At 74.0% G+C, this 24,992-nt stretch carries 28 protein-coding genes; 13 read left to right on the forward strand and 15 right to left on the reverse strand.

What is annotated here, in order from left to right; genetic code table 11:
* The first annotated feature begins 170 nt into the window (after positions 1-170).
* On the forward strand, positions 171-1,259 hold the full coding sequence (locus ACFFJG_RS11595; RefSeq protein ID WP_378518881.1) for an alkene reductase: 1,089 nt from the start codon (positions 171-173) through the stop codon (positions 1,257-1,259).
* Positions 1,260-1,320: 61 nt separating this feature from the next.
* Here ACFFJG_RS11595 and ACFFJG_RS11600 read toward each other — a convergent pair whose 3' ends face one another.
* Positions 1,321-2,682 (reverse strand): MFS transporter, encoded by a 1,362-nt coding sequence (locus tag ACFFJG_RS11600; protein ID WP_378518882.1) that lies wholly within the window; start codon positions 2,680-2,682, stop codon positions 1,321-1,323.
* Positions 2,683-2,757: 75 nt separating this feature from the next.
* Between ACFFJG_RS11600 and ACFFJG_RS11605 the strand changes: the two genes are divergently transcribed.
* Positions 2,758-3,816 carry an LLM class flavin-dependent oxidoreductase gene (locus ACFFJG_RS11605; protein ID WP_378518883.1) on the forward strand — a complete coding sequence of 353 codons (1,059 nt, stop codon included), beginning with the start codon at positions 2,758-2,760 and terminating at the stop codon, positions 3,814-3,816.
* Positions 3,817-3,826: 10 nt separating this feature from the next.
* Here the strand turns inward: ACFFJG_RS11605 and ACFFJG_RS11610 are convergent, their stop codons facing one another.
* Both ACFFJG_RS11610 and ACFFJG_RS11615 read right to left on the reverse strand, forming a co-directional pair.
* Positions 3,827-4,222: a low affinity iron permease family protein gene (locus ACFFJG_RS11610; protein ID WP_378518884.1), complete on the reverse strand. Its 396-nt coding sequence runs from the start codon at positions 4,220-4,222 to the stop codon at positions 3,827-3,829.
* A 98-nt stretch (positions 4,223-4,320) separates the two neighbouring features.
* Entirely contained in the window at positions 4,321-4,935 is a 615-nt protein-coding gene (locus ACFFJG_RS11615) for a malonic semialdehyde reductase (RefSeq protein ID WP_378518885.1), read from the reverse strand.
* A gap of 96 nt (positions 4,936-5,031) precedes the next feature.
* Here ACFFJG_RS11615 and ACFFJG_RS11620 point away from each other — a divergent pair, with 96 nt between their 5' ends.
* Positions 5,032-5,379, forward strand: coding sequence for a winged helix-turn-helix transcriptional regulator (locus tag ACFFJG_RS11620; RefSeq protein ID WP_378518886.1), 348 nt, complete (start codon positions 5,032-5,034; stop codon positions 5,377-5,379).
* Between the two features lie 16 nt (positions 5,380-5,395).
* Here the strand turns inward: ACFFJG_RS11620 and ACFFJG_RS11625 are convergent, their stop codons facing one another.
* The 3 genes from ACFFJG_RS11625 to ACFFJG_RS11635 all read right to left on the reverse strand — a co-directional run bounded on the left by ACFFJG_RS11625 (position 5,396) and on the right by ACFFJG_RS11635 (position 9,535).
* The gene (locus ACFFJG_RS11625; protein WP_378518887.1) at positions 5,396-7,801 is read right to left on the reverse strand and encodes an FtsX-like permease family protein; all 2,406 of its coding nucleotides are present in this window, start codon (positions 7,799-7,801) and stop codon (positions 5,396-5,398) included.
* Complete coding sequence (locus ACFFJG_RS11630; protein ID WP_378518888.1) at positions 7,801-8,547, reverse strand: ABC transporter ATP-binding protein; 747 nt, start codon at positions 8,545-8,547, stop codon at positions 7,801-7,803. The genes ACFFJG_RS11625 and ACFFJG_RS11630 overlap by 1 nt, the downstream gene beginning before the upstream one ends.
* Positions 8,548-8,683: 136 nt before the next feature.
* Positions 8,684-9,535 (reverse strand): NmrA family NAD(P)-binding protein, encoded by an 852-nt coding sequence (locus tag ACFFJG_RS11635; RefSeq protein ID WP_378518889.1) that lies wholly within the window; start codon positions 9,533-9,535, stop codon positions 8,684-8,686.
* A gap of 85 nt (positions 9,536-9,620) precedes the next feature.
* Here ACFFJG_RS11635 and ACFFJG_RS11640 point away from each other — a divergent pair, with 85 nt between their 5' ends.
* Complete coding sequence (locus tag ACFFJG_RS11640) at positions 9,621-10,352, forward strand: TetR/AcrR family transcriptional regulator (RefSeq protein WP_378518890.1); 732 nt, start codon at positions 9,621-9,623, stop codon at positions 10,350-10,352.
* Here ACFFJG_RS11640 and ACFFJG_RS11645 read toward each other — a convergent pair.
* Both ACFFJG_RS11645 and ACFFJG_RS11650 read right to left on the reverse strand, forming a co-directional pair.
* On the reverse strand, positions 10,325-10,990 hold the full coding sequence (locus ACFFJG_RS11645; RefSeq protein ID WP_378518891.1) for a response regulator: 666 nt from the start codon (positions 10,988-10,990) through the stop codon (positions 10,325-10,327). The genes ACFFJG_RS11640 and ACFFJG_RS11645 overlap by 28 nt on opposite strands.
* On the reverse strand, positions 10,987-12,162 hold the full coding sequence (locus ACFFJG_RS11650) for a sensor histidine kinase (RefSeq protein ID WP_378518892.1): 1,176 nt from the start codon (positions 12,160-12,162) through the stop codon (positions 10,987-10,989). The genes ACFFJG_RS11645 and ACFFJG_RS11650 overlap by 4 nt, the downstream gene beginning before the upstream one ends.
* A gap of 81 nt (positions 12,163-12,243) precedes the next feature.
* On the opposite strand from ACFFJG_RS11650, the gene sp36 reads away from it, so the two are divergent.
* From sp36 to ACFFJG_RS11670, 4 genes are read left to right on the forward strand one after another with little or no spacing between them, the layout of a single operon-like run.
* A complete protein-coding gene (gene sp36 / locus ACFFJG_RS11655; protein WP_200937926.1) occupies positions 12,244-12,402 on the forward strand; it encodes a Sp36 family protein in 159 nt (52 codons plus the stop codon).
* Between the two features lies 1 nt (position 12,403).
* Complete coding sequence (locus ACFFJG_RS11660; RefSeq protein ID WP_378518893.1) at positions 12,404-12,874, forward strand: RidA family protein; 471 nt, start codon at positions 12,404-12,406, stop codon at positions 12,872-12,874.
* Positions 12,875-12,890: 16 nt separating this feature from the next.
* Positions 12,891-13,751 carry an NUDIX hydrolase gene (locus ACFFJG_RS11665; protein WP_378519484.1) on the forward strand — a complete coding sequence of 287 codons (861 nt, stop codon included), beginning with the start codon at positions 12,891-12,893 and terminating at the stop codon, positions 13,749-13,751.
* A complete protein-coding gene (locus ACFFJG_RS11670; RefSeq protein ID WP_378518895.1) occupies positions 13,748-14,548 on the forward strand; it encodes an MBL fold metallo-hydrolase in 801 nt (266 codons plus the stop codon). The genes ACFFJG_RS11665 and ACFFJG_RS11670 overlap by 4 nt, the downstream gene beginning before the upstream one ends.
* Here ACFFJG_RS11670 and ACFFJG_RS11675 read toward each other — a convergent pair.
* From ACFFJG_RS11675 to ACFFJG_RS11690, 4 genes are all read right to left on the reverse strand, one after another.
* Positions 14,530-14,985: a hypothetical protein gene (locus ACFFJG_RS11675; protein WP_378518896.1), complete on the reverse strand. Its 456-nt coding sequence runs from the start codon at positions 14,983-14,985 to the stop codon at positions 14,530-14,532. The genes ACFFJG_RS11670 and ACFFJG_RS11675 overlap by 19 nt on opposite strands.
* 233 nt (positions 14,986-15,218) lie before the next feature.
* On the reverse strand, positions 15,219-16,556 hold the full coding sequence (locus tag ACFFJG_RS11680; protein WP_378518897.1) for a WD40 repeat domain-containing protein: 1,338 nt from the start codon (positions 16,554-16,556) through the stop codon (positions 15,219-15,221).
* The gene (locus ACFFJG_RS11685; protein WP_378518898.1) at positions 16,553-17,050 is read right to left on the reverse strand and encodes a SigE family RNA polymerase sigma factor; all 498 of its coding nucleotides are present in this window, start codon (positions 17,048-17,050) and stop codon (positions 16,553-16,555) included. The genes ACFFJG_RS11680 and ACFFJG_RS11685 overlap by 4 nt, the downstream gene beginning before the upstream one ends.
* 69 nt (positions 17,051-17,119) lie before the next feature.
* Complete coding sequence (locus ACFFJG_RS11690; protein WP_210651214.1) at positions 17,120-17,797, reverse strand: Crp/Fnr family transcriptional regulator; 678 nt, start codon at positions 17,795-17,797, stop codon at positions 17,120-17,122.
* 235 nt (positions 17,798-18,032) lie between these two features.
* Between ACFFJG_RS11690 and nth the strand changes: the two genes are divergently transcribed.
* From nth to ACFFJG_RS11710, 4 genes are read left to right on the forward strand one after another with little or no spacing between them, the layout of a single operon-like run.
* Positions 18,033-18,689, forward strand: coding sequence for an endonuclease III (gene nth / locus ACFFJG_RS11695; protein ID WP_378519485.1), 657 nt, complete (start codon positions 18,033-18,035; stop codon positions 18,687-18,689).
* Positions 18,686-19,291, forward strand: coding sequence for a TlpA family protein disulfide reductase (locus tag ACFFJG_RS11700; RefSeq protein ID WP_378518899.1), 606 nt, complete (start codon positions 18,686-18,688; stop codon positions 19,289-19,291). The genes nth and ACFFJG_RS11700 overlap by 4 nt, the downstream gene beginning before the upstream one ends.
* Positions 19,288-20,013, forward strand: a complete 726-nt coding sequence (locus ACFFJG_RS11705) for an NUDIX hydrolase (protein ID WP_378518900.1) — start codon at positions 19,288-19,290, stop codon at positions 20,011-20,013. Before ACFFJG_RS11700 ends, ACFFJG_RS11705 begins: the two co-directional genes overlap by 4 nt.
* A gap of 6 nt (positions 20,014-20,019) precedes the next feature.
* Positions 20,020-21,195, forward strand: coding sequence for a MarP family serine protease (locus tag ACFFJG_RS11710; RefSeq protein ID WP_378518901.1), 1,176 nt, complete (start codon positions 20,020-20,022; stop codon positions 21,193-21,195).
* 3 nt (positions 21,196-21,198) lie between these two features.
* Here the strand turns inward: ACFFJG_RS11710 and ACFFJG_RS11715 are convergent, their stop codons facing one another.
* Positions 21,199-21,603, reverse strand: a complete 405-nt coding sequence (locus ACFFJG_RS11715; RefSeq protein ID WP_378518902.1) for a phage holin family protein — start codon at positions 21,601-21,603, stop codon at positions 21,199-21,201.
* A gap of 154 nt (positions 21,604-21,757) precedes the next feature.
* Between ACFFJG_RS11715 and nhaA the strand changes: the two genes are divergently transcribed.
* Entirely contained in the window at positions 21,758-23,149 is a 1,392-nt protein-coding gene (nhaA, locus tag ACFFJG_RS11720) for a Na+/H+ antiporter NhaA (RefSeq protein ID WP_378518903.1), read from the forward strand.
* A gap of 7 nt (positions 23,150-23,156) precedes the next feature.
* Here the strand turns inward: nhaA and ACFFJG_RS11725 are convergent, their stop codons facing one another.
* Positions 23,157-24,302 carry a sensor histidine kinase gene (locus ACFFJG_RS11725; protein WP_378518904.1) on the reverse strand — a complete coding sequence of 382 codons (1,146 nt, stop codon included), beginning with the start codon at positions 24,300-24,302 and terminating at the stop codon, positions 23,157-23,159.
* Positions 24,299-24,988 carry a response regulator transcription factor gene (locus ACFFJG_RS11730; RefSeq protein ID WP_378518905.1) on the reverse strand — a complete coding sequence of 230 codons (690 nt, stop codon included), beginning with the start codon at positions 24,986-24,988 and terminating at the stop codon, positions 24,299-24,301. Before ACFFJG_RS11730 ends, ACFFJG_RS11725 begins: the two co-directional genes overlap by 4 nt.
* Between the last annotated feature and the right edge of the window lie 4 nt (positions 24,989-24,992).

Genomic DNA, 24,992 nt, shown 5'->3' on the forward strand with positions numbered 1-24,992 from the left:
CGCTTCGAGGCGGAAGCTTCGCGTACGAAGCGGCGGCTCCGACCTCGAAGTACGCCGGTCACCCGGCCGGGTGGGGGCGGTGTGAGGTGGCTCTCGTCGGGGAACATCGGCGGCCCGCCGGTGGCTGAGGAGGTCGTACAGACCTCAACCACCTGGAGGAACCGGATCCCATGAGCCTCGCATTCGAGCCCCTCGCCGTCGGCCCCTGGAAGCTGCCGCAGCGCTTCGTCATGGCCCCGCTGACCCGCAACCGCGCGGGTGAGGGCCACGCCCCGACCGGCCTCAACGCCGAGTACTACGGGCAGCGCGCCGGCGCCGGTCTGATCATCACCGAGGGCATCGCCCCGAGCCAGGTCGGCCAGGGCTACCTCGACGTGCCGGGCCTCTACACCGACGAGCAGGTCGCCGGCTGGCGTGCCGTTGCCGACGCGGTGCACGCGCGCGACGGCGTGATCGTCGCCCAGCTGATGCACGCCGGCCGGATCGCGCACGCCGACAACAAGGACGGCGCCGAGACCGTCGCCCCGAGCGCCGTGCAGGCGCCGGGCGAGATGGTGACCGCCGACGGCTCGAAGCCCCACGACGTCCCGCGTGCGGTCACCACCGACGAGGTCGCCGGCCTCGTGGCCGACTACGTCGCCGGCGCCCGCAACGCTGTCGCGGCCGGCCTCGACGGCGTCGAGGTGCACGCCGCCAACGGCTACCTCGGCCACCAGTTCCTCGACCCGACGGTCAACCAGCGCGACGACGTCTACGGCGGCTCGCCGGAGAACCGGGCGCGCTTCGTCGTCGAGGTCGTCACCGCGGTCGCCGAGGCGATCGGCGCCGAGCGCGTCGGCCTGCGCCTGAGCCCGGCCCACCGGTTCAACGGCATCGGCGAGGAGATCAACGCCGACCTCGCCGAGACCTACCGCGCGGTCGTCGACGCCGTGTCGCCGCTGGGCCTGGCCTACCTGAGCATCCTCGCCAGCCCGCTCGAGCCGCTCGAGTCCCTCGTGCGCGACCTGCGCGAGCGCTTCGACGGCGTGGTCCTGCTCAACGACGGCTTCGGCGACGTCACGACGCTCGACTCGGTCGAGAAGCTCCTCGGGACCGGTCTGGCCGACGCGGTCGTCGTGGGCCGGCCGTTCCTCGCGAACCCCGACCTCGCCGAGCGCTGGCGCACCGGGGCCGAGCTCAACGAGCCCGACCCCGACACCTTCTACGGTGGCGGCGCCGAGGGCTACACCGACTACCCCACGCTCGAGCAGGCCTCCTGAGCCTCGCTCGCTCGACCCGTCCGGCCGGCCCCGACCCCCGTGGGGCCGGCCGGGCGTGCGTTCAGGGCGTACGCGTCCGGGCCGCCGCCACGACGCCCACCACGCCGAGCGCCGCCGCCGCCGCGAACACCGCGAGGAACGGGTCGTGGCCCGACCGGTCGGCCGCGGCGAACAGCGCCCCCGCCGACGACAGCGCGAGAGCCGCGCCCAGCGAGTCGGCGACCGAGAGCGCCGAGGAGTTGAAGCCGCGGTCGCGGTCGGTCGAGGCCTCGAGCATCGCCACGCCGGTGCGCGGGTAGGCGAACCCCATCCCCGCGCCTGCGAGGACGTACGCCGCCGCCGGCAGCACGGCGGACGGCCGGGTGCCGCCGTCGACGGTCAGTACCGTGAGCGCGAGGGCGCCCACGCCGACGAGCACCACCGTCGAGCCGAGGAGCATCGCCCGCTGGTGCGACACCCGCTCGCCGAGGCGGGACTGGAGCTGGCTGGACGCCGCCCACACCACGCCGACGCAGGTGAGGGCGATGCCGGCGCGGCCGGGACCGACGTCCCAGTGGTCCTGGAGCACGTAGACGATGTAGGCCTCGGCGCAGAAGAAGACGGCGCTGAGCAGGCCGCGGGTCGCGATCACGGCCGGCAGGCCCGGCGCGAGCCGACGGCTGCCCGCCGGGAGGAGCCGGCCGAGCGCCAGCCACACGAGCGCGAGTGCGACCAGGGCGCCGAGCGCGGGCAGGCCGCTCGCCGAGCCCAGCAGCTCGAGCACGAGCACCGCGACCGCACCCAGGACGGCCCACCAGATGCGGCTGCCCGGAGTCTCGTTGGCCTCGGCGTGCGGCTCGAGGCGTCGCAGGGCCGGGGCGAGGAGGGCCAGCGCCAGGGCGACGAGCGCGACGGCCCCGAGGAACACCCATCGCCAGCTCCAGGTGGTCGCGACGAACGCCGCCAGGCCCGGACCGAAGAGGGCAGGCAGCACCCACGCGGCGGCGAAGGAGGCAAACACCGCGGGCCGCAGCGTCGCGGGGTAGACGAGGCCGACGACGACGTAGAGGCCGACCGTGAGCGCCCCGCCGCCGAGCCCCTGCAGCACCCGGCCGACGAGCAGCACGTCCATGGTCGGCGCCGCCCCGCACACCAGCAGGCCGGTGGAGAAGAGCGCCAGCGAGGCCAGCAACGGCACGACGGGGCCGCTCCGGTCGCTCCACGCACCGGCGGCGACCATGCCGACGACGCCGCTGGCCAGCGGCGCGGCGAAGGCGAGGGCGTACAGGCCGAGGCCGTCGAGGTCGCGCGCCACGGTCGGCATCACCGTCGCGACCGCCATCGCCTCGAACGCCACGAAGGCGATCAGGCCGAACATCGCCACCGTCGTCGCGGCGTAGGCGGGGGAGAGGATCCGCTCGCGCGGCGTCGTGGTCGTGCTCACCCCGACGACGGTATGACCTGACCCGCAGCCGAGGTCAATCGGAATACCCACGGCCCCGAGGACGCTGTGCAGACAGTGACCTCACCTGCTCAGCCGTCCCCGCTCGCCCTGTCCGTCCTCGACCTCGTCCCGGTCCGCAGCGACCAGACGACCGGCGACGCGATCGCCGCCTCGCGGCGGCTCGCCCAGGTCGCCGACGAGCACGGCTACCGCCGCTACTGGGTCGCCGAGCACCACAACATGCCGGCGGTCGCGGCGACCAACCCGCCGGTCCTCATCGCGATGCTCGCCTCTGCCACCGAGCGCATCCGCGTCGGCTCAGGCGGCGTGATGCTGCCCAACCACGCACCGCTGGTGGTCGCCGAGCAGTTCGCGCTCCTCGAGGCGGCGTTCCCGGGCCGCATCGACCTCGGCATCGGCCGCGCCCCCGGCACCGACCCGCTCACCCGCTACGTCCTGCGCGGCAGCAACGCCGAGTCCGCCGACGAGGCGGTCACCCGCTTCCCGGAGTACGTCGACGACATCATCACGCTGATGTCGACCGAGGGCGTCGAGCTGCAGGTCGGGCCGCGCCGCCAGCCGCTGCGCGCGACGCCGAGCGCCACGAGCCTGGCCCAGGTGTGGCTGCTCGGCTCGTCCGACTACTCCGCGCGCCTGGCCGCCGAGAAGGGCCTGCCGTACGTCTTCGCGCACCACTTCGCAGGCCAAGGCACCGGCGAGGCGATCGAGCTCTACCGCTCCTCCTACCGGCCCTCGCCGGAGCACCCGGAGCCGCGCACCTTCCTCACCGTCAACGTCGTCGTGGCGCCGACCGAGGAGGAGGCGCGCCGCCTCGCGCTGCCCAACGTGCAGCAGATGCTCGCGCTCCGCACCGGCGCCCCGCTGCTCCCGCAGCGCCTCGTCGAGGAGGCGGAGGCGGTCGAGATGACGCCCGACCAGACGTCCTTCGGCCAGGCGATGAGCGCGCGCTGGGTGGTCGGCGCGCCCGAGCAGGCGCGCGCCCAGCTCGCCGAGCTCGCCGAGACCTACGGCGTCGACGAGGTGATGGTGCACCCGGTGGCCGGCGCGTGGGCCGGCACCGACGCCACCGTCGCGCCGACCCGCGAGGAGACGCTGCGGCTGCTGGCCGCCTGACCTGCTCGGGTCAGTGGCGCTCCTCCAGGCCGACGGCCTCGCGGAGGTTCTCGGCGGCCTCGCGGAGGTCGGGGTCGTCGGCGGCGCGGGAGTCCATCAGCGCGGCCAGCGCCTCGGCGAGGACGTTGAGCTTCTCCTGCATCGCCTCGGTGTTGCGGCGCCCGGCGTTCTCCAGCAGGACCAGCAGGAGCAGCGAGAGCACCCCGCCGAAGGTGTGGATCGCCAGCTCCCACTTGGTGGTCGACGTCCACAGCGGGTAGCTCGCCGCCCAGACGACCACGACCGCCACGACCACCGCGAAGAACGGCGCCCGGCTGATCGCCCGGGTCGACAGCTCCACGAACCGCTCGAACGGGTCGAGGCCGTCCTTGTTCTCCCGGCTCTCGGCCGCCTCGGTGCGCTCCATGCGGCGCAATCTAGCGATCGGCGCAGGACCTGCAGCACACCTCGAACGGCGTGGGGGCCAGAGGGTTCAGGCCAGAGGATCGGGCCGGATCGGCCGGATCAGGCCCAGCTGACCGCGTCGCGCACGTCGACGCGCGGCAGGCGCGGGAACCACGGGTCGGTGCCGGGGTGGCCGAGGTTGACCACGAGGTGGCTCCTCCACGAGGTGCCGGCGAAGAACTCCGCGTCGATGCCGGCGGCGTCGAAGCCACCCATCGGGCCGGCGGCGAGGCCGTGCGCGCGGACGGCGAGGAAGAACTGACCGGTGGCCAGGGCGGCGCTGTACTTGGAGATCGGCTCGCGGACCTCCGCAGGCATGGCGCCGAAGCTCTCCAGGAACATCTCCGCGCGGTCGGGGAAGGTCACCGGGAACTGGTGGTGGAAGTCGGCGTCGTAGGCCAGCACCGCGATCGCGGGAGCGCTGGCGGCCTTGTCGCGGTTGCTGCCCTCGTTGACGTGGGGGAGCAGGCGCGCCCTGCCCTCGTCGGTGCGGACGTAGAGCACACGCAGCGGCTGGCTGTTGGCCATGGTGGGGGCGAAGCGGGTCAGCTCCCAGATGCCGGCGAGCTCTTCGTCGGTGACCGGCTGGTCGGAGAACGAGTTGGCCGTGCGCGCCTCGGTGAAGAGCAGGGCGCGGGCGTCGGAGTCGAGGGACTCGAGGGTCGTGACGGTCATCGGGATGCTCCTGAAGTCGAGGGTTGCTTGCATCTCCAATGCTACTACTGAATCAGAAGTTACCGTCAAGACCGAAGCAGAGGTAAGGTGGGTCACATGGCAACCGGCACCCGCGACGTGGTCCCCGCAGGGCACGAGGTGCGCCAGTGCGACGGTGCGCTGTCGCGGGCCTTCCAGTTCCTCGGCAAGCGCTGGAACGCGATGCTCATCTCCGTCCTCGGCTCCGGCCCCGCCGGCTTCGCCGAGCTCAAGCGCGTGCTCGGGATCAGCGACTCGATGCTGTCCGACCGGCTCTCCGAGCTGGCCGGTGCCGGGCTGGTCGTCCGCCGCGTCGAGGAGGGGCCGCCCGTCGCGGTCACCTACGAGCTCAGCGAGTCGGGCCTGGCGCTGCTGCCCGTCCTGCGCGAGATCGGCTCGTGGGCGCGGGAGAACCTCGAGTCCTGACCCGCGCCCACCCGCCTCAGTCGAGCGCCAGCCCGGCTGCCGGGGCGACGCGTGCCGCCCGTCGGGCCGGAAGCACGCAGGCACCGAGCCCGGCGAGCGCGGCGACGACCGCGACCGTGCCCACCTGCAGCACCGGGACGGTGAGCCCCACGTCGTCGACCACCGAGGCGATGAGGACCTGGACGCCCACCCACGCGAACGTCAGGCCGAGCGCGACGCCCATCGCGGTGGCGACCGCCGAGAGCAGCAGCCCCTCGGCGGCCATCGCCCGGCGCAGCTGCTGGCGGGTCAGTCCCATCGCCCGCAGCAGGGCGTTCTCCCGGCTGCGCTCGAGCACCGACAGGCCGAGCGTGTTGGCGATGCCGACCAGCGCGATGACGATCGCGATCGCCAGCAGCCCGACGACCGCGCCGGTCAGGATGTCGACCTGCAGGTCGACCCACGCACGCTGGGTGTAGCCGCCGTCGAGGCCCGCGCCGCTCGCCCCGGCGAGCGCGGCCAGGTCACCGCGCAGGTCCTCGGCGTCCGCGCCACCGCCGGCCCGCACCCACAGGGCGCCCGGCACGGGTGAGGGATCGAGCGCGAGCAGCGTGGTCGCCGAGACGATGCCGGCCCGGCCCCACCCGGTCGAGGGCCTGACCTGCAGGGTGCGCTCGCGGCCCGCGACGATCACCACCACCTCGCGGTCCTTCCACACGGCGTCCGCGACGCGCCGCGGCAGCTCGTCGATCACGTCGTGGGGCAGGAGGACGACGCCGTCGGCGGGCGACAGGTCGGCGGGCCCACGGACCGTCCCCGGTCGCCCGTCGGTGCCGAGCAGGGGCACCTCGACGCCGCCCAGCGTGGCCGTGGTGCCGTCGAGGAGCTCGACCGACGCCACGTCGGGCAGCGCCTCCGCGCGCGCCCGCAGGTCGGCGGCCAGGGGGCGGTCGACGGTCGTGACGGAGAAGTCGACGGGGTACTCCCGATCCATCTCCTCGTCGATGCCGGTGCGCGACGACGCGAGCCCGGTGAGCACGGCCGTGGTGAGGGTGACGCCGACCAGCAGGGAGGCGGCGGTGGTCGCCGTACGCCGCGGGTTGCGCACCGCGTTGCCGGTCGCCAGCCTCCGCACCGGCCCGGTGCCGACCAGGCGGCCGACGAGCCGGATCAGCCACGGCACGAGGACCGGACCGACCAGCAGCACCCCGACGAAGGTCACGGTCCCGCCCGCCAGCATGACCGGCACCGCGTGCGACGACACGGCGAGCGCGAGCAGCGCGGCGCCGCCCGCGAGCAGCACGACGGCGGACACGAGCCGCAGCCGCCCCGCGGCGGAGCGCAGGTCGACGCCGGTGTCGGGACGCAGCGCGGCGAGCGGCGCCACCCGGGTCGCGGAGCGGGTCGGCAGCCACGCCGCGAGGAGCGTGACGACGACCCCGACGGCGAAGCCGCCCGCGGTCCAGGTGGGGTCGAGCGCGGCGGGGCCCATGTCGGCGAACCAGTGGCGCACCAGCGCCACGAGACCCGCGCCGACGACCGCGCCGGCGACGACGCCGACGGCGGAGGCGACGAGCCCCAGCGCGAGGGCCTCGAGGCGCACGGCACGCCGGAGCTGCCCGCGGGTCACCCCGACGCACCGGAGCAGGGCGAAGTCGCGTCGGCGCTGGGCGAAGAGGATGGCGAAGGTGTTGGCGATGACCATCACGCCGACGAAGAGCGCGATCGCGACGAACACCAGCGCCATGACGGACAGCACGTCGACGCCGCGGGTGATCTCGGCCTGGCGCTCGGCCACCCACGCGTCCGCCGCGTCGACCGTCGCGGCCGGGGCCAGCGCCCGGGCCTGCGCGTCTGATCCGCCCCACGCGACCGCGTCGACGTAGAGCGTCGCGCGGAAGCGCCGCAGGTCCTGCCACGGGACGTAGAGCGAGGCGCCGAGCGCCGCCGGGCTGTCGACGGTGCCGACGACCTCGACCTCCGTCGCGGCCCGCCCGGAGCCCACGCGCAGCACGTCGCCGATCCGCACGTCCGTGCTCTTGGCGGCGTTGACGTCGACCACCACCTCGCCCGGCCGGTCCGGGAAGCGGCCGGCGCGCAGGTCCTGCCACTGCAGGTCGGGGTCGAGCGAGGCCTCGGCGACGTCGGCCGACGCCGTGAGCTGCACGCCGTCGCGGGTGACGGGCTCCATGGCGTAGCCGAGCGCGAGGGCCGGCACGTCGGCCTGGTCGAGCAGGCGGTCCACCTGCCGGGTGTCGTCGACGGTGACGACGCGGTCGACCGCCGCGACCGGCGCCCCCACGTCGGCGGTGAGGCCGGTGCGGGTGGCACCGGTGAGCATGCCGGTGACGACGACGAACGCGACGCCGATGACGACGGCGAGCGCGGCAGCGACGTAGCGCCGGGTGTGGTGCCGCAGGGAGGCGGCCAGCACCGTGCGCATCAGGCGCCCCGCCCGCGCAGCGCGGCCACGAGCGCGTCCTGCCCGGGCGCGGTCAGGTGGGCGGTGACGGTGCCGTCGTGGATCACCACCACGTCGTCGGCGTACGCCGCCGCGTCGAGCTCGTGGGTCACCATGACCACCGTCATCCCGAGCTCGCGCACCGAGCGGCGGAGGTGGCCGAGCACCTCCGCGCTGGCCTCGCTGTCGAGGTTGCCGGTGGGCTCGTCGGCGAAGACGATGTCGGGCTGCGTGACCAGGGCCCGGGCGATCGCCACCCGCTGCTGCTGGCCACCCGAGAGCTGGCTCGGCAGGTGACCGAGCCGGTCGGCGATGCCGAGCACGCGGACCACCTCGTCGTAGCGATCGCGGTCGACCTCGCGCCCGGCCAGCTCGAGCGGGAGCAGGATGTTCTGCCCGGCGGTGAGCATCGGGAGCAGGTTGAAGGCCTGGAACACGAAGCCGATGTGCTCGCGCCGGAACAGCGTCAGCGCCGTGTCGTCGAGGCCCGCGAGGTCGCGCCCCGCGACGCTCACCGTGCCGCTGCTCGCGACGTCGAGGCCGGCGAGGCAGTGCATGAGGGTGGACTTGCCGGAACCGCTCGGGCCCATGATCGCGGTGAAGCGGCCGGCCGGGACGTCGAGGTCGATGCCGCGCAGCGCGTGCACCGCCCCCTCGCCGTCGCCGTAGGTCCGCGTGAGGCCGCGCGTGCTGGCGGCCGTGCCCGTCGTCTGGAGTGTCGTCGTCATGGGGACAACGCTCGTGGCCGGCGGCCCCCGGATCGTCCCCCTGCGGCACGGACCCGGCGTACGCCCGCGGGCCGACCGGGAGGGTCGGCGTACGACCGGGGGAGGACGGCGACCCGGTCAGGCCGGGGCGGCCGGGTCAGGCCGGGGCGGCGAGGGCGTCGCGCGCGGTCCGCGGGGCGCGGCCGAGCAGCTCGCCGAGCAGCGGATCGGTGCCGGCGAAGAAGCCCGCGCGCGCGGCCCGGTGGAACCCGAGGACGAACCCGGCCATCTGCTCCGGCACGCCGGCCTCGGCCTGCGCGGCCAGCCACTCGTCCTCCCCCAGCACCCGGCACGTGACGGTGCGCCCGGAGACCTCGGAGGCGGTGTCGGCGAGCTCGGCGAAGGTCGGCGCGGCGGGAGCGGTGAGCGTGACGGCTCCGTCGTGTGCTCCGTCGGAGAGCAGGATCGCCGCGGCCGCCTCGGCCGCGTCCTCACGCGCGGTCCACGACACGGGGCCGTCGCCCGGCACGGCGATGACGCCGGTCTCGCGCCACGGCCCGGCCAGCCACTGCAGGCTGTGGGCGTAGAAGCCGTTGCGCAGGGAGGTCCAGGCGACGCCGCAGTCGGCGAGCAGCTGCTCGGTCGCGAAGTGGGTCGCGCCCGGCAGGAACGGGTTGTCCGGGGCCGCCCCCTGGTGGCTGGTGTAGAGGATCCGGCCGACGCCGACCGACGCGGCGGCCTCGATGGCGTTGCGGTGGAGGGCGACGTGGTCGCCGGCGGGGTCGCTCGAGGAGACCAGGAGCAGCTGGTCGGCGCCGTCGTAGGCCGCCGGGAGGGACCCGGGGTCGGCGTAGTCGCCCTGGCGGACCTCGACGCCGAGCGCGGCGAACCGCGCGGCGCGCGAGACGTCGCGGGTGACGACGACGAGCTCGCTGGGGGACAGGTGCTGGAGCAGGTGGTCGGCGGTCGCGCCGTTGAGGGCGCCGGTGGCGCCGGTGATGATGATCATGGATCCGTCCTTCGTGTTAGCGGTGATAACAGCACGAGCGTCTCATGCGGAACCGCTGATAGCAAGGACGCGTTATCGTTGGTCCGTGAGCGAGCGGACCGACACCCGGCAGGCCATCGTCGAGGCCGCGGCCGAGCTGCTCGGCGAGGGCGGTGCTGCCGCGATGACCACCCGCGGCGTGGCCGAGCGCGCCGGGGTCCAGGCGCCCACCATCTACCGGCTGTTCGGCGACAAGGACGGGCTGCTGGAGGCGGTCGCCGAGCACGTCCTGCACACCTTCGTCACGGCCAAGACGGCCGGGCTGGCGGCGGCGCAGGCCGCCGGTGACCACCTGCTGGAGGACTTCCGCTCGGGCTGGCGGCGCCAGGTCGAGTTCGGCCTGGCCCACCCGGCGGTCTTCGCCATGATGGTCGAGCGCGGCACCTCGTCCGCGGCCGTGCGGGCCGGTCGCGACGTGCTGGCCGCGCGGGTCCATCGGCTGGCCGCCGCCGGCCTGCTGCAGGTGCCCGAGCCGCGCGCGGTCGACCTCGTCCACGCCACCGCGACCGGCGCGATCCAGGCGCTGCTGTCGACCCCGCCCGACGACCGCGACCCCGGGCTGGCCGAGGCGATGATGGAGGCGGCGCTGGCGGCGGTCCTGGTCCCCGGGGCTAAGGACCGGGCGGACTCCGGTCCCGCGGGGGACCCCGCGGTCGCCGCCGCAGTCGCGCTGCGCGCGCTCGTCCCGGGGCTCGACGTCCTGAGCGCGGCGGAGCGCGCGCTTCTCGCGCAGTGGCTCGACCGGGTCGCCTACGGACGCACGAGCCCCGACTCGTAGCCGAGGACCACGAGCTGGACCCGGTCGCGGGAGCCGGTCTTGGCGAGGATCCGGCCGACGTGGGTCTTGACGGTCGTCTCGGCGACGACGAGGTCGGCAGCGATCTCGGTGTTGCTCAGGCCGCGCGCGATCAGGGTCAGCACCTCGACCTCCCGCTCGGTGAGGCCGCCGAGACGTTCGTCGCGGGGCGCGGCGGCGGCTGGGTCGGGGAGCGCCGCGAAGTGGTCGAGCAGCCGGCGGGTGGTGCTCGGCGCCACCACCGCGTCGCCGGCGCGGACGGCGCGGATCGCCCCCAGCAGGTCGGGCGGTGCGGCGTCCTTGAGCAGGAAGGCCGAGGCGCCGGCGCGGATGGCGGCGAAGGCGTACTCGTCGAGGTCGAAGGTGGTCAGCACGATCACCCGGGGCGCGTCGTCGCGCGCCAGCAGCCGGCGCGTGGTCTCGACGCCGTCCAGGCGCGGCATCCGCACGTCCATCAGCACCACGTCGGCGGCGGTCACGGCGAGCTGCTCCAGGGCCTCGCCGCCGTCCCCTGCCTCGCCGACCACGACCATGTCGTCCTGGCTGTCGACCAGCATCCGGAAGCCGGCGCGCACCATCTGCTGGTCGTCGACGAGGAAGACCCGGACCGGCTCGCTCACAGGGGCAGCCTCGCAGACACCGCGAACCCGCCGCCGGCCGCGGGGCCGGCCTCGACCGTCCCGCCGTGCACGGCGGCGCGCTCGCGCATCCCGACCAGTCCGAGGCCGGGCCCGTCGCCGGCCGGCGCCGCGGCGCCGCGCCCGTCGTCGCGGACCTCGACCTCGACGCCGCGGCCGACCGACACCCTGACCCGCACGCGCGCCGAGGGGCCGGCGTGCTTGCGCACGTTGGTCAGCGCCTCCTGCACGATCCGGTACGCCGCGAGCGCGACGCCGTCGGGCACGTCGGGCACCGGGTCGGGGAGGTCCGCCTCGACCACCGTCCCGGCGGCGCGGGCCTCCTCGACGAGGTGCCGCACGTCGCCGAGGCCGGGCTGCGGGGCCACGCCCGTGTCGCCGTCGCGCAGCAGGCCGAGCAGCCGCCGCATCTCGGTGAGCGACTCGCGACCGGTGGTCGCGATCGTGCCGAGGGTGTCGACCGCGACGTCCGGGTCCCTGGCCGCGGCGTAGCGCGCGCCGTCGGCCTGCACCACGATCACCGACAGGCCGTGGGCGACGACGTCGTGCATCTCGCGGGCGATCCGCGAGCGCTCGTCGCGGGCGGCGAGCTCGACCTCGCGCTCGGCGGTGCGCTCGGCCTGCTCGGCGCGCGCGACCAGCGCGGCGACGTAGTTCTCGCGCTCCTGCGCTGCCGCGCCCAGCGCCCACGCGGCGGTCACGATCGCCCCGATCGTCACGGTGTAGGGGGCGACGTTGCCGAGCGCGAGGTCGACGGTGCCGAAGCCGACGAGCCACCTGACGGCGGCGACCACCGCGCCGGCGTACCCGACCAGCAGCGCCGCGACGCCCTGCCAGCGCGGCGCCCACCGCGCCACCGAGTAGACGGCGACCGGGAAGGCGAGCTGGCCCGTCGTCGGGGTGTCGACCGCCACCGCCTGCAACGCGGACAGGCCCGCCACGGCGAGGAGCACCGCGAACGGCCGGCTCCGGCGCCACAGCAGCGGCAGCGGCTCGAGCGCGGCGAGGACCAGGGCGGCCGGCTGGCCGGACACGAGGTGCCCGAGCGCGAGCACCACGAGCGCGGCGACCAGCAGCCGGTCGAACCACGCGCGACCCCGGGGGCCGAGCCGCCACGGCCGGTGGTCCCGGGTCGTCGCGGTCGTGGTCGGCATGGAGCGAACGGTAGACCGCCCGCGCACCCGCCGCGTCCGCCCCGGGAAGGACGCCGGTCCTCCCCGAGTAGGGTGCGAGCCATGACCAAGTGGGAATACCAGGTGGCGCCGATTCCGCTCCACAACGAAGCGCTGATGCTCAACAACTTCGGCCAGGACGGCTGGGAGCTGGTGGCCATCCACACCAACGCCCAGGGCGGTCTGGTGGCCTTCCTCAAGCGTCCCGGACAGGGGGCCTGACATGGCGGAGTCCACCGTGGGGGCAGAGCAGCGCCTCGCCGACCTGGGGCTCACCGTCCCCGAGGTCGTCCCGCCCGTCGCGGCCTACCAGCCCACCGCCCGCACCGGGAACCTCGTCTTCACCGCCGGCCAGCTGCCGGCGCGCGACGGCGAGATGATCGCCGTCGGCAAGGTCGGCGGCGAGGTCACCGAGGAGCAGGGCTACGAGTGCGCCCGGCAGTGCGCGCTCAACGCGCTCGCCGCGGTCAAGGCCGAGATCGGCTCGCTCGACCACGTCAAGCGCGTGGTCAAGGTCGTCGTGTTCGTCGCCTCCACGCCCGACTTCACCGGTCAGCCCAAGGTCGCCAACGGCGCCTCGGAGCTGCTCGGCGAGGTGTTCGGCGAGGCCGGCAAGCACGCCCGCTCGGCGGTCGGCGTCCCGGTGCTGCCGCTCGACGTCCCCGTCGAGGTCGAGATCATCGTCGAGGTCTGAGGCCGGCGTGCCGAGCATGGAGCGGCTGCCGCTGCCCGACGCGCTCGTGGCCCAGGCCAGGGCGTACGCCGGGGGGTCGGCGAGCCCGGCCGAGCCACGCGACGCGGCCACGGTCGTGCTGATGCGCCCCGGCGTGGCCGGGCCCGAGGTCTACCTCCTGCGCCGGCAGACCTCGATGGCGTTCGCCGGGGGGATGTGCGTCTTCCCCGGGGGCGGCGTCGACCCGCGCGACTTCGACGACGAGCTCGTCGACCGCGGCCTGTGGGCCGGGCCGCCGCCGGCGGAGTGGTCGCAGCGGCTCGGCTGCGACGAGGCGCGGGCGCGGGCGCTGGTCTGCGCAGCGGCGCGCGAGACGTTCGAGGAGTCCGGCGTCCTGCTCGCCGGTCCCGGCCCCGACGCGGTCGTCGCCGACACCACGGGCGAGGACTGGGAGGCCGACCGGGTCGCGCTGGAGTCGCGCGAGCTGTCCCTGACGGCGTTCCTCGAGCGGCGCTCGCTCGTGCTGCGCACCGACCTGCTCGGCGCGTGGTCCGGTTGGCTGACGCCGGTCTTCGAGCCGCGCCGCTACCGCACCTGGTTCTTCGTCGCCCGCCTGCCCGAGGGGCAGGTCACCCGCGACGTGTCGACCGAGTCGTCGTCGGTCACCTGGCTGCCGGCGGCCGACGCCGTCGAGCAGGTCGAGCGGCAGGAGATGCTGATGCTGCCGCCGACCTGGCTGACCTGCCTCGACGTCGCCCAGCACGCCGGACCCGACGCCGTCCTGGCTGCCGCGCAGGGCCGCACGGTCGAGATGTTCATGCCGGAGGTCGTCGCCGACGGCGAGGAGTTCATCCTGTCCACGCCGCCCTTCTACGCCGAGCTGATGGCCGCGCGGTGAGCGGCTGGACCGGCGGCTCCTTCGGCGAGACCGGCACCTGCGTGCTGGCCCCCAACGCCGGCACGATGACGCTCGACGGCACCAACACCTGGGTGCTGCGCGACCCCGGCTCGAGCCGGTCGGTCGTCGTCGACCCCGGCCCGTCGATCGCCGCGCACCTCGACGCGATCGACGCGGTGGCCGGCGACGTGTCCGTCGTGCTGCTGACGCACCACCACCACGACCACAGCGAGGCCGCGCGGGAGTACGCCGAGCGCCACCGCTGCGGCGTCCGCGCCCTCGACCCGGCCCACCGGCTCGGCGGGGAGGGCCTCGGCGAGGGCGACGTGGTCGGCGTCGGCGGGCTCGAGGTGCACGTCGTGGCGACCCCCGGCCACACGGCCGACTCCCTGTCCTTCGTGGTTCCGCAGGACCGCGCGGTCCTCACCGGTGACACCGTGCTGGGCCGTGGCACCACCGTCGTGGCGCACCCCGACGGCCAGCTCGGGGCGTACCTCTCCTCCCTCCAGCGGCTCCACGCGCTGTGCGGGGCGGAGGGCATCACCACCGTGTGGCCCGGCCACGGCCCCGTGATCGACGGCGCCCTCGGCGCCCTCGACGGCTACCTCGCGCACCGCCAGCAGCGTCTCGAGCAGGTCCGTCAGGCCGTCTGCGACCTCCGCGAGCGCGGGCCCGTCGCGCACGACGACCTGCCGCGCGCGGTCGTCGAGGTCGTCTACGCCGATGTCGACCCGGTCCTGTGGGGCGCCGCCGAGCTGTCGGTCCGCGCGCAGCTGGCCTACCTCGAGGACCTCTGAGCTGACCTCTGGGTCGACCGGTCCCACACCAGGCTGCCGAGGGCGACGACGAGCGCGACGTTGACCAGCACGGCCAGCGTGGCGACGTTGCCGATGTGGGCGACCGGCCACGCAAGGGTCGCGACGAGCACGAGCGCCGCCTGCCAGCGGTGGCCCAGCCGTGCCAGCGCCCACGCCACCAGGGCCAGGGACAGCGGGAAGAAGAGTCCGATCGGCTTGATGAGGGCGGCCGCCCCCGGCTGGTCGACGAGCGGGGCGTCACCGAGCGAGACGTGGATGGCGTCCCAGCCGTAGGCGGCGTTGCCGCACGCGCCCACCATCCCGACCAGCACGAGCGCGGCCGCCAGTCGTGAGCCGGGCGGCAGCCAGGAGCCCACCGCCAGCACGACGACCAGGCGGCCGGCACCGACTGGCACATCGCCGAGATCGGGCTGCACGCCTGGGACGTCACCGCGCTGAGCGTCACCACGGTCCGTGGGTGGTCCAGTGGGAGACCGCTGTCCGGTCGGGGTACTCCAGCGGCAGAACGTCGTGGAACGGCCCGTCCGACGACGTTTTGTCACTGGACTACCCCCACTCTGGTAGTCCACCGGGAAGTGGCTGTCCCGCCGGGGTAGTCCACCGGCAGGTGGCTGCCCGAGCGGGGCCGCGGCGACTGGAAGCCGGTGGACTACCCGAGGAGGCGCCGCCAGAGCCACCGCAGCGCCATCAGGAGCGCGATCGCCGCGGCCACCCCGAGGCCGATCGCGAGCGAGAGCTCGACCCCGAGGAACGTACGGGTGCTCCCGCTCGTGTCACCGAAGTCGTGGGTGAGCTCCTGCGACGACGTGCCGTCGAGGTCCGGCACGAGGTCGACCGCGAGGCTCAAGGTGCCGGCGATGCTGCCGTTTACCTGGCCGACGGAGCGACGCCAGGTGCTGGTCGCATCGACCGAAGGCGTGGTGACGACCAGCTCGGCGACCTCACGGTCGCTCACCGTCTGCACCAGGAGCAGCTGCAGCCGGTCGTCCACCCAGCCCTGCGGCAGGACGAAGGCGTCCGAGAAGGTGCCGTCCGGGAACGGGTGATCCCTGAGCACCCGCTTCTTGGTGTCGAAGGTGAACGACGCCGGACCGAGCGACGAACGCATGGCGAGGTAGCGCCCGTCGGGGGAGAACAGTCCGGCACCGACGGCGAGCTCGTCGAGGTCCGTCCGGCTCGCGATCGTGGCGATGTCGCCTGCGGGATGGATGCGTTCGAGTGCGCCGGACGCCCGGCTCAGGACGATCGTGCCCGAGGGGTCGACGGCGACGGATGCGACGTTGCCCACCAGCTGGTTCGCCCGGTTGTCGTGGTCCGACCCCGGCCGGAGGCGCCCCACCCACACCTCGGGCGAGTCGTCGGCGATGAAGACGAGCCACGCGGAGTCAGGCGACCACGACATCTCGCGCAGCCGTAGGCCCGCTCTCGGCGGCAGGGGGTGGAAGGTGCTCGTCTCGCCCGAGGCGAGGTCGAGCACCCCGACCGTCGCCCGTCCGTCCTGGTCGTCTGCAGCCTGCCACGCGAGGCGCCGCCCGTCCGGCGAGAGCGCGAGAGACTGGTTCACCTGGATCTCGTCAGGGTCCGAACCGTTCGCCACCCAACCCGCCAGGCCGAGCTGGTGCGGTAGGCCGTCGGCAGCGGTGATGACGACCGGCTCGCTGCTCTCCGAGATGAAGGCCGCCGACGCCCGGCCGAGCGAGAGGTTGCTCTCGGACTCCAGGTCACCGGGGTCCTCGATCCGGCTGGGGATCGCGCCACCCGGCACCTCCTGCGCGGCCGTACGCGCCTCGCGGTCACCGGTCGGCCAGAGCGCGACGCCGCCCCCGACGGCCACGACGACGGCGACGACGGCGGCGGCGAGCACGACCCGGCTGCGACGCTGCGCGGCCCGGGCTCGGCCCCAGAGGTCGTCGTCGACGGGGAGCGGCTCGCTCGCGTCGGCGAGCCGGTGGAGGGTGGTGCGGAGGTCCTGGTCGTGGGGGCTCATGCGTCTGCTCCGATCAGCTCGGCGAGCTCGGGCGCGAGCGTGCGCAGCCGGGCGAGCGCCTGCCGGGTGGTCGACTTCACGGTGCTGGTCGAGAGCGACAGCGCGCGGGCCGTCTCGACCTCGGTGAGGTCCTCGTAGAAGCGCAGCACCAGCACGGTGCGCTGCTTGTGGGTCAGCCGGGCCAGGGCCTGGTCGAGGCTCAGCCGCAGGTCGGCGTCGGCGGTCGGAGCAGCACGGTCGAGGCCGCCCAGCCCGCTCTCGGTGAAGCGACGTCGGCGCCACCAGGAGATGTTCTGGTGGTACATCGCGCGCCGGACGTACGCCTCGGGCGAGGTGTGGATGCGCCGCCAGTGCCGCGCCGCCTTCATCAGCGCCGCCTGCACCAGGTCCTGGGCGAGGTGGTGGTCGCCGGTCAGCAGGTACGCCGTGCGCGACAGCGCCGCCTGGCGTGCCGCCACGAAGTCGGTGAACCCCGCCTCGTCGTCAGTGCTCACTCCGCACCCCCTTCACCACCCATGACGCAGGCAGGTGCCTGCTCGGGTGTCAGGAGGAGCGAGAAAGACTCAGCGCGCGCGGCGCGAGAGCCGCTCGAGGTCCATGATGACCACGGAGCGGGGCTCCAGGCGCAGCCAGCCGCGCGAGGCGAAGTCGGCGAGCGCCTTGTTGACCGTCTCGCGGGAGGCGCCGACCAGCTGGGCGAGCTCCTCCTGGGTGAGGTCGTGGTGCACGTGGACGCCGTCGTCGGCGGTGCGACCGAAGCGGTCGGCGAGGTCGAGCAGCGCCTTGGCGACGCGGCCGGGGACGTCGGAGAAGACGAGGTCGGCGACGACGTCGTTGGACTTGCGCAGGCGCGAGGCGAGCTGGGAGAGCAGGCCTCGGGCGACCTGCGGGCGGCCCTCGAGCCAGCGGAGCAGGTCGTCGTGGGACAGCGAGGCGAACGAGGCGTCGGTGACGGCCGTGACGGTCGCCGAGCGCGGGCCCGGGTCGAAGAGGGAGAGCTCGCCGAACATCTGGCCGGGACCCATGATCGCCAGCAGGTTCTCGCGGCCGTCGGAGGAGGAGCGGCCCAGCTTCACCTTGCCCTCGGTGACGATGTAGAGCTTGTCGCCGGAGTCGCCCTCGTGGAACAGCACGTCGCCGCGGCGCAGGGTCGTCTCCGCCATGGAACCACCGAGGGCGGTGGCCGCCTCGTCGTCCAGCGAGCTGAACAGCGGTGCCTGCCGAAGCACGTCGTTGTCCACGTCAGTCCTCCAAGTCGGTGCGTCCCGTGCCAGGTCCGGTGCGGGCTCGTTGGACGGGCCCTCAGGGATCGGGCACGATCCTAGCCGTGGTCTGAGTCACAAGTGCGAATGCACCCGCCCGTGCGGGTCCTGCGCCCGGATCGGCGGTGTCGGAGGCGGACCGTAGGCTGGGCGCGTGCCTGCCGCGACCGACGTCCCCAAGCCCGACACGTCGCTGGTGCGACGGGCCCGCAAGATGGACCGGATCCTCGCCGCGACCTATCCCGACGCGCGGGCCGAGCTCGACTTCACCAACGCCTTCGAGTGCCTGGTCGTCACCGTCATCTCCGCGCAGACCACCGACCGGCGCGTCAACGCCGCCAGCCCGGCGCTGTTCGCGGCCTACCCCACGCCCGAGGCGATGGCCGCGGCTCCGCGCGAGCACCTCGAGCAGCTCCTGGGCCCGCTGGGCTTCTTCCGGCAGAAGACCGACTCGGTGCTCCGGCTGAGCCAGGCGCTCGTCGACGACTTCGACGGCCAGGTACCCGGGCGCCTCGACGACCTGGTGAAGCTGCCCGGCGTCGGGCGCAAGACGGCCAACGTCGTCCTGGGCAACGCCTTCGACCTGCCCGGCATCACCGTCGACACCCACTTCGGCCGGCTCGCGCGCCGCTTCGGCTGGACCGAGGAGACCGACCCGGTCAAGGTCGAGCACGCCGTCGGCGCGCTGTTCCCCAGGCGCGACTGGACGATGCTGTCCCACCACCTCATCTGGCACGGCCGCCGCCGCTGCCACGCCAAGAAGCCCGCGTGCGGCGCCTGCCCGCTGGCGCGGCTGTGCCCGTCGTTCGGCGCCGGCCCCACCGACCCGGTGGAGGCGGAGAAGCTCGTCACGACGCAGGGGCCTGCGTGAGGCGGTTGGCCGGCGCGGTGGCGATGGTCGCCGCGCTGAGCGCCTGCACCGCGCAGGGCGGCATCAACGTACGCCCGCCGGACGTCGACGTGGACACCCCCGCGCTCCGCGAGGTCAAGGCGCGCATCGGCATGGAGGACTGTGCGCCCGGTGCGGGCGGGGCCGTCGCCGACGGCCTGCCCGACGTCACGCTGCCCTGCCTGGGCGGCGGTCCCGACGTCGACCTGTCCGGGCTGCGCGGTCCGATGCTCATCAACCTGTGGCAGTTCAACTGCGGGCCGTGCGAGGAGGAGATGCCGGCGCTGGAGAAGTTCCACCAACAGCACGGCGACCAGGTGGCCGTCCTCGGCATCGACTTCAACGACGTCCACCCCGAGGGCGCGCTCGCCCTGGCCGAGCGGACGGGGATCACCTACCCCTCGCTCGCCGACCCGGGCGGCGAGCTGATGACGCAGGAGGCGTTCGCGATCGGGCGCCGCGGCATGCCGGCCTTCGTGTTCATCGATGCCAACGGCACCGTCGTGGGACAGAGCTCGGGCGGCGTCGACTCCGTCGACGAGGTCGAGCAGCTCGTCGCCGACCAGCTGGGCATCACGCTGTGAGCACGCTCCCCGCCTGGCTCGCACCGGTGGTCGAGGCGGCGTCCACCATCACCGTGCACGAGCTCACCCGCTTCATGCCGCCCGAGGGCAGCGACGCCCGGCGCGGGGCGGTGCTGATGCTCTTCGCCGACCGCGACGACGACCCGTCGGGTCCCGACGACCTCGCCCACCGCGGCGAGCTGCTGCTCACCGAGCGCGCCCACCACATGCGCTCCCACCCCGGGCAGGTGTCGTTCCCCGGAGGGTCGATCGACGTGGGGGAGACCCCCCGCGAGGCGGCGCTGCGCGAGGCGCTGGAGGAGGTCGGCCTCCAGTCGTCGGAGGTGGAGGTCTTCGGCGAGCTGCCCGAGCTGTGGCTGCCGCCCAGCAACTTCGCGGTCACCCCCGTCCTGGGCTACTGGCGCGAGCGCGGAGAGGTGCGGATCGCGAGCCCCGACGAGGTGCACGCGATCCACCGCGTCGCCATCGCCGACCTGCTCGACCCCGAGCACCGCATCAACGTGCGGCACCCCAGCGGCTGGGTCGGGCCGGGGTTCCTCATCGGACCCGACAAGGACGTCATCCTGTGGGGGTTCACCGCAGGCATCGTGGCCCGGCTCTTCGCCTACCTCGGCTGGGCCGAGACGTGGGACCGGGCGCGGGTGCGTGACCTGCCGGACCACATGCTGCAAGGTGTCCCCAGCGGCACCGACCTGGCGCCGAACACCAAGCTCGAGGAGTAGCGGCCGATGAACGTCCTCGACTGGTGCCTCCTGGCGCTCGTGGGGATCTACGCGCTGTCCGGCTACTGGCAGGGCTTCGTCACCGGTGCGTTCGCCACCGCGGGCCTGCTCCTCGGCGGCCTCGGCGGCATCTGGGCGGCGCCGCTCGCGCTGGGCGACGCCGCACCCTCGCTGTGGGTCTCCCTCGGCGCCCTCTTCATCGTCATCATCTCCGCCTCGCTCGGCCAGGCGGTGCTCCAGTTCGTCGGCGCCCGCATCCGCGACCGGATCACCTGGCAGCCGGTCCGTGCGCTCGACGCGGTCGGGGGCTCGGCGCTCAGCGCGGTCGCGGTGCTGCTCGTGGCGTGGGCCCTCGGCGTCGCCGTGTCCGGCACCCGGATCGGTGCGATCACCCCGCTGGTGCGCGACTCCACCGTGCTCGCCAAGGTCGACGAGACCCTGCCGCCCGACGCGAGCAAGGTGTTGCAGGCGTTCAACAACGTCGTCGGGACGACGTTCTTCCCCCGCTACCTCGAGCCGTTCGCGCCCGAGCGGATCGTGGCCGTCAAGCCGGGCGACCCGCGCATGCTCACCGACCCCGACGTCGTCGCGGCCCAGCCGAGCGTGGCGAAGGTCCGCGGCGCCAACGGCTGCGGTGGCGGCGTCGAGGGCACCGGCTTCTTCTTCTCACCCGGCAGGCTGATGACCAACGCCCACGTCGTCGCCGGGGTGACCCGCCCGGAGGTCGAGGTGGCCGGCACCAGCGTGGTGGCCAGCGTGGTGCTCTACGACCCCGACCTCGACATCGCCGTGCTGGCGCTGCCCGACCCCGGTGTGCCCAGCCTCAAGCTCGACCTCACCGCCGAGCCCGAGGACGACATCGCCGTCGTGGGCTACCCGGAGGACGGCCCGTACGACGTGCGCTCCGGCCGGATCCGCTCCCAGCAGCGGCTGCGCTCGCCCGACATCTACGGCGAGGGCACCGTGATCCGCCAGGTCTACTCGCTGCGCGCGCTGATCCGCCCGGGCAACTCCGGTGGACCCGTGCTCACCTCGGCCGGCGACGTGGCCGGCATGGTGTTCGCCGCCTCGGTGAGCGACCGCGACACCGGCTACGCCCTCACCGCGAGCCAGGTCGCGGAGTCCGCGGCGCAGGGCATCACCAACGAGTCGCCGGTCGACACCGGCACCTGCGTGCGCTGAGGCTCAGCCCTTGCCCTTGAGGGCCTGCGGGATCTGCTTGCCCTGCTTGATCGCGCGCTCGGGCGCCTTGACCCGCTTGACCTGGCGGAGGCCGACGAAGGCCAGCAGCCCGGCGAGCAGGAGGTAGAGGGCGAAGACGATCAGGAACGCCCAGTGCAGGTCGAGGCCCTGGCCGTTCCAGTGGATGAAGTAGGCGATCGAGACCGACAGCATGATCACGGCCAGGAGGCCGAGGAACGCCGCGCCGGCGAAGAGGCCGATGCCGACCCCTCCGTGCTTGACGCTGACCTTCAGCTCCGACTTCGCGAGCTGGATCTCCTTCGAGACCAGGCTGGAGATGTCGCGCTGCGCGTCCATGACGAGCTTGCCGATCGTCGGCTCGGTGTCCTTGATCGGTGCGTTGGCCATGGAGTTCGGTCCTTCGTCGAGGGGTGCTGCTGACGGCTGCGACCCTACCAACGTGACCGTCTAGACTGGTGCCTCAGGTGAGCCGGGAAGTCTGGTCGGCCCGTGGCGATGGCTGCGGAACGTCGCTTCGACCACCCCGGAAGGTGAGACCACCATGGCCTCGCGCCCGCACAACCCGCACGACGACGACTCCGGCAGCATCGACGAGCTGTGGGAGACCGGGCCGTCCTACATCGCGAGCAACAAGCCGCTCGCCCGGCTGGTCGCCCGCCCCGTGCGCGAGTTCCTGCGGGTCGAGGCGGCCGGTTCCCTGCTGCTGCTGGCGGCCGCGGCCATCGCGCTGGTGTGGGCCAACAGCCCGTGGGCGTCGTCGTACGACACCCTCTGGCACGCCCACCTGAGTCTCGACGTCGGGCCGCTGCACCTCGACGAGTCGCTCCAGCACTGGGTCAACGACGCCCTGATGGTGATCTTCTTCTTCGTCGTCGGCCTCGAGATCAAGTACGAGCTGGTCAACGGCGACCTCCGCGACCCCCGCACCGCGGCGCTGCCGATCGTCGCGGCGATCGGCGGGATGGTCGTCCCGGCCGGCATCTACCTCGCGCTCAACCCTCCGGGCAGCCACGGCGCCGACGGGTGGGGCATCCCGATGGCCACCGACATCGCGTTCGCGGTCGGCGTCCTCGGCATCCTGGGACGCCGGATCCCGTCGTCGGCGCGGCTGTTCCTGCTGACGCTGGCGATCGTCGACGACATCGGCGCCATCCTGGTGATCGCGGTCTTCTACACCTCCGACCTCTCGCTCGGCTGGCTCGCCGTCGCCCTCGGCCTGCTCGCCGCGATGGTCGTCGCGCGGATGCTGCGGGTCTGGACGATCGTGGTCTACGCCGTGCTCGGCGTCGGCACGTGGTTCGCCCTGCTGGAGTCGGGCGTGCACGCCACGCTCGCGGGCGTCGCGATCGGGCTGCTGGCGCCGGCGACCCCGCTCCTGCGCGAGGAGGTGGCGCGCGGCCACGCCCGCGAGGCGCTGCGCGACAACGTCCTCGACCCCGACGAGCTGGCCAAGCTGCGGTTCCTGCTCAAGGAGTCGGTGTCGGTGGTGGAGCGGCTGCAGAGCTCGCTGCACCCGCTGTCGGCGTACGTCGTGCTGCCGGTGTTCGCGCTCGCCAACGCCGGTGTCGAGCTCGGCGCGATCGGCCAGGTCTTCACCGAGCCCGTCGGTCTCGGGATCATGCTCGGGCTGGTGCTGGGCAAGCCGGTCGGCATCGTGCTGGCGTCGTTCGTCGCCGTGCGCACCGGTCTCGGCAAGCTCCCCGAGGACACCACCTGGCCGATGGTGCTGGGCCTCGGCGCCGTCGGTGGCATCGGCTTCACGGTGTCGATCTTCATCGCCGGGCTGTCGTTCCCCGGCTCCGACCTGCTGACCCAGGAGGCCAAGATCTCGATCCTGCTGGCCTCGCTCGTCGCGGCCGTCGTCGGTGTCGTGCTGCTGCTCGTCAGCACCCACGGCCGGATCCCCGAGCCGGAGACCGCCGACGCCGACTGAGGCAGCCTCACGCCCCCGGCAGCACGACCCTGAACCGGCACCCGACGTCCGGGGACGTCGCGGACCCGACGTTGTCGACCCCCACCTCGCCGCGGTGGGCGTCCACGATGCCCTTGACGATCGCGAGGCCCAGCCCCGCGCGAGAGGTGTGCACGTCGTGCAGCGGGTCGTCGGGCGTCCGTGCGCTGGTGCCCCGGTAGCCCACGTCGAAGAGCCGCTCGCGCGCGTCCTCGGGGATGCCGCCGCAGCCGTCGGTGACGGCGAGCTCGACGCCGCCGCCGACGGGACGCGCGCTCACGTGCACCGTGCCGTCGGCAGGGGTGTGGCGGATCGCGTTGACGATGAGGTTGGCCAGGACGCGGGCCAGCCCGGCCGGGTCGGCAGCGACCTCGAGGCCCTGGGGGACCTCCCCGCCGAGGCCGACGCCGCGTGCGCGGGCGAGGGGGTCGGCGGCGGCGATGGCCTCGCTGACCAGGTCGCCCACGGCGAGCGGCTGCGGGTGGACGACGAGCTGGCCGGAGTGGATGCGGGACAGCTCGAAGAGGTCGTCGACCATCCGCACCATCCGCTCGACCTCGCCGCGGATCTGACGGTGGTAGCGGGCCGGGTCGGTGGCGATCCGGTCCTCGAGCGCCTCCGCCATCACCCGGATGCCGGCTAGGGGCGTGCGGAGGTCGTGCGACACCCAGGAGACGAGCTCGCGCCGCGACTCCTCCAGCCGCCGCTCGCGCGCGCGGGCCTCGGCCAGGCGCTGGTGCGCGGCTGCGAGCTCGTCGGCCAGCTCGTGGAACTCGGCCGGCCCGCGCGGCCCCGTGACCGCGGCGTCGCCGGCACCGACCCGGCGTACGTCGTCGCGGAGCGAGCGCGACCACCGCACGAGGGCGGAGGACAGCGCGAGCGCGACCGCCAGCGAGACCACCGCCGCGGCGCCGGTCACGATCAACGTCACCGAGCGGTCGTGGTCGGAGATCAGCATCCTCCGGGAGATCGCCTGCACGCCGATGAGGATCGTCAGCGTCGTCACCACCGCGACGATGGACAGCTGCCACCGCAGCGACCGCCGTCGCAGCAGCCAGCCGGCCGCCAGGCCGAGCAGACCGACGCAGACGCCGCTGCTCACCGCCACCAGCCAGATCTCGGCGAGGTCGCTCATGGCGCACTGGCCTCCCAGCGGTAGCCGACCCCCCACACGGTGAGCAGGCGCGTCGGCGCCGTGGGGTCGACCTCCACCTTCTCCCGCAGCCGCCGCACGTGCACCGTGACGGTCGACTGGTCGCCGAAGGACCAGCCCCACACGTGCCGGAGCAGCTCGTCGCGGGAGAACGCGACGCCCGGGTGGGCGGCGAGGAAGGACAGCAGGTCGAGCTCACGGGCGGTCAGCGGCGTCTCCCGCCCCGCGAGCGTCACGAGCCGGCGCCCGCGGTCGAGGACCAGGTCGCCGTCGACGAGCACCGGCGGCACGTCGGACGTCGCGCTGCCCGACGTGCGGCGCAGGATCGAGTCGACCCGCAGGACCAGCTCTCGGGGGCTGAAGGGCTTGGTGACGTAGTCGTCGGCACCGGTCTCGAGCCCGACCACGCGGTCCTGCTCCTCGCCCAGGGCGGTGAGCAGCACGACGGGCACCTCGGAGGCCTGCCGCAGCCGCCGGCACACCTCCAGGCCGTCGATCCCCGGCATCATCACGTCCAGGACGACCAGGTCGCTGGGGTGGGCGGCCATCTCGTCGAGGGCGCCCGCGCCGTCGACCGCCTCGCGCACGTCGTGGCCGGCGGCGCGCAGGTAGTCCACGACGACCTCACGCACCGTGGCGTCGTCGTCGACCACCAGGATCCTCGCCATCGTC

Origin of the sequence: Nocardioides zeicaulis (assembly GCF_042432345.1) — a bacterium.
Classification (GTDB): Bacteria; Actinomycetota; Actinomycetes; order Propionibacteriales; family Nocardioidaceae; genus Nocardioides; species Nocardioides zeicaulis.

What these genes read in the sequence shown, in the direction of transcription:
- ACFFJG_RS11665 (WP_378519484.1), top strand. Translation starts at nt 12,891, where the DNA reads ATGGAGCGGCTGCCGCTGCCCGACGCGCTCGTGGCCCAGGCCAGGGCG.
- ACFFJG_RS11630 (WP_378518888.1), bottom strand. Translation starts at nt 8,547, where the DNA reads ATGACGACGACACTCCAGACGACGGGCACGGCCGCCAGCACGCGCGGC.
- ACFFJG_RS11615 (WP_378518885.1), bottom strand. Translation starts at nt 4,935, where the DNA reads ATGACCGTCACGACCCTCGAGTCCCTCGACTCCGACGCCCGCGCCCTG.
- ACFFJG_RS11730 (WP_378518905.1), bottom strand. Translation starts at nt 24,988, where the DNA reads ATGGCGAGGATCCTGGTGGTCGACGACGACGCCACGGTGCGTGAGGTC.
- ACFFJG_RS11680 (WP_378518897.1), bottom strand. Translation starts at nt 16,556, where the DNA reads ATGAGCCCCCACGACCAGGACCTCCGCACCACCCTCCACCGGCTCGCC.
- ACFFJG_RS11725 (WP_378518904.1), bottom strand. Translation starts at nt 24,302, where the DNA reads ATGAGCGACCTCGCCGAGATCTGGCTGGTGGCGGTGAGCAGCGGCGTC.
- nhaA (WP_378518903.1), top strand. Translation starts at nt 21,758, where the DNA reads ATGGCCTCGCGCCCGCACAACCCGCACGACGACGACTCCGGCAGCATC.
- ACFFJG_RS11635 (WP_378518889.1), bottom strand. Translation starts at nt 9,535, where the DNA reads ATGATCATCATCACCGGCGCCACCGGCGCCCTCAACGGCGCGACCGCC.
- ACFFJG_RS11660 (WP_378518893.1), top strand. Translation starts at nt 12,404, where the DNA reads ATGGCGGAGTCCACCGTGGGGGCAGAGCAGCGCCTCGCCGACCTGGGG.
- ACFFJG_RS11620 (WP_378518886.1), top strand. Translation starts at nt 5,032, where the DNA reads ATGGCAACCGGCACCCGCGACGTGGTCCCCGCAGGGCACGAGGTGCGC.
- ACFFJG_RS11610 (WP_378518884.1), bottom strand. Translation starts at nt 4,222, where the DNA reads ATGGAGCGCACCGAGGCGGCCGAGAGCCGGGAGAACAAGGACGGCCTC.
- nth (WP_378519485.1), top strand. Translation starts at nt 18,033, where the DNA reads ATGGACCGGATCCTCGCCGCGACCTATCCCGACGCGCGGGCCGAGCTC.
- ACFFJG_RS11595 (WP_378518881.1), top strand. Translation starts at nt 171, where the DNA reads ATGAGCCTCGCATTCGAGCCCCTCGCCGTCGGCCCCTGGAAGCTGCCG.
- ACFFJG_RS11715 (WP_378518902.1), bottom strand. Translation starts at nt 21,603, where the DNA reads ATGGCCAACGCACCGATCAAGGACACCGAGCCGACGATCGGCAAGCTC.
- ACFFJG_RS11625 (WP_378518887.1), bottom strand. Translation starts at nt 7,801, where the DNA reads ATGCGCACGGTGCTGGCCGCCTCCCTGCGGCACCACACCCGGCGCTAC.
- ACFFJG_RS11650 (WP_378518892.1), bottom strand. Translation starts at nt 12,162, where the DNA reads ATGCCGACCACGACCGCGACGACCCGGGACCACCGGCCGTGGCGGCTC.
- ACFFJG_RS11710 (WP_378518901.1), top strand. Translation starts at nt 20,020, where the DNA reads ATGAACGTCCTCGACTGGTGCCTCCTGGCGCTCGTGGGGATCTACGCG.
- sp36 (WP_200937926.1), top strand. Translation starts at nt 12,244, where the DNA reads ATGACCAAGTGGGAATACCAGGTGGCGCCGATTCCGCTCCACAACGAA.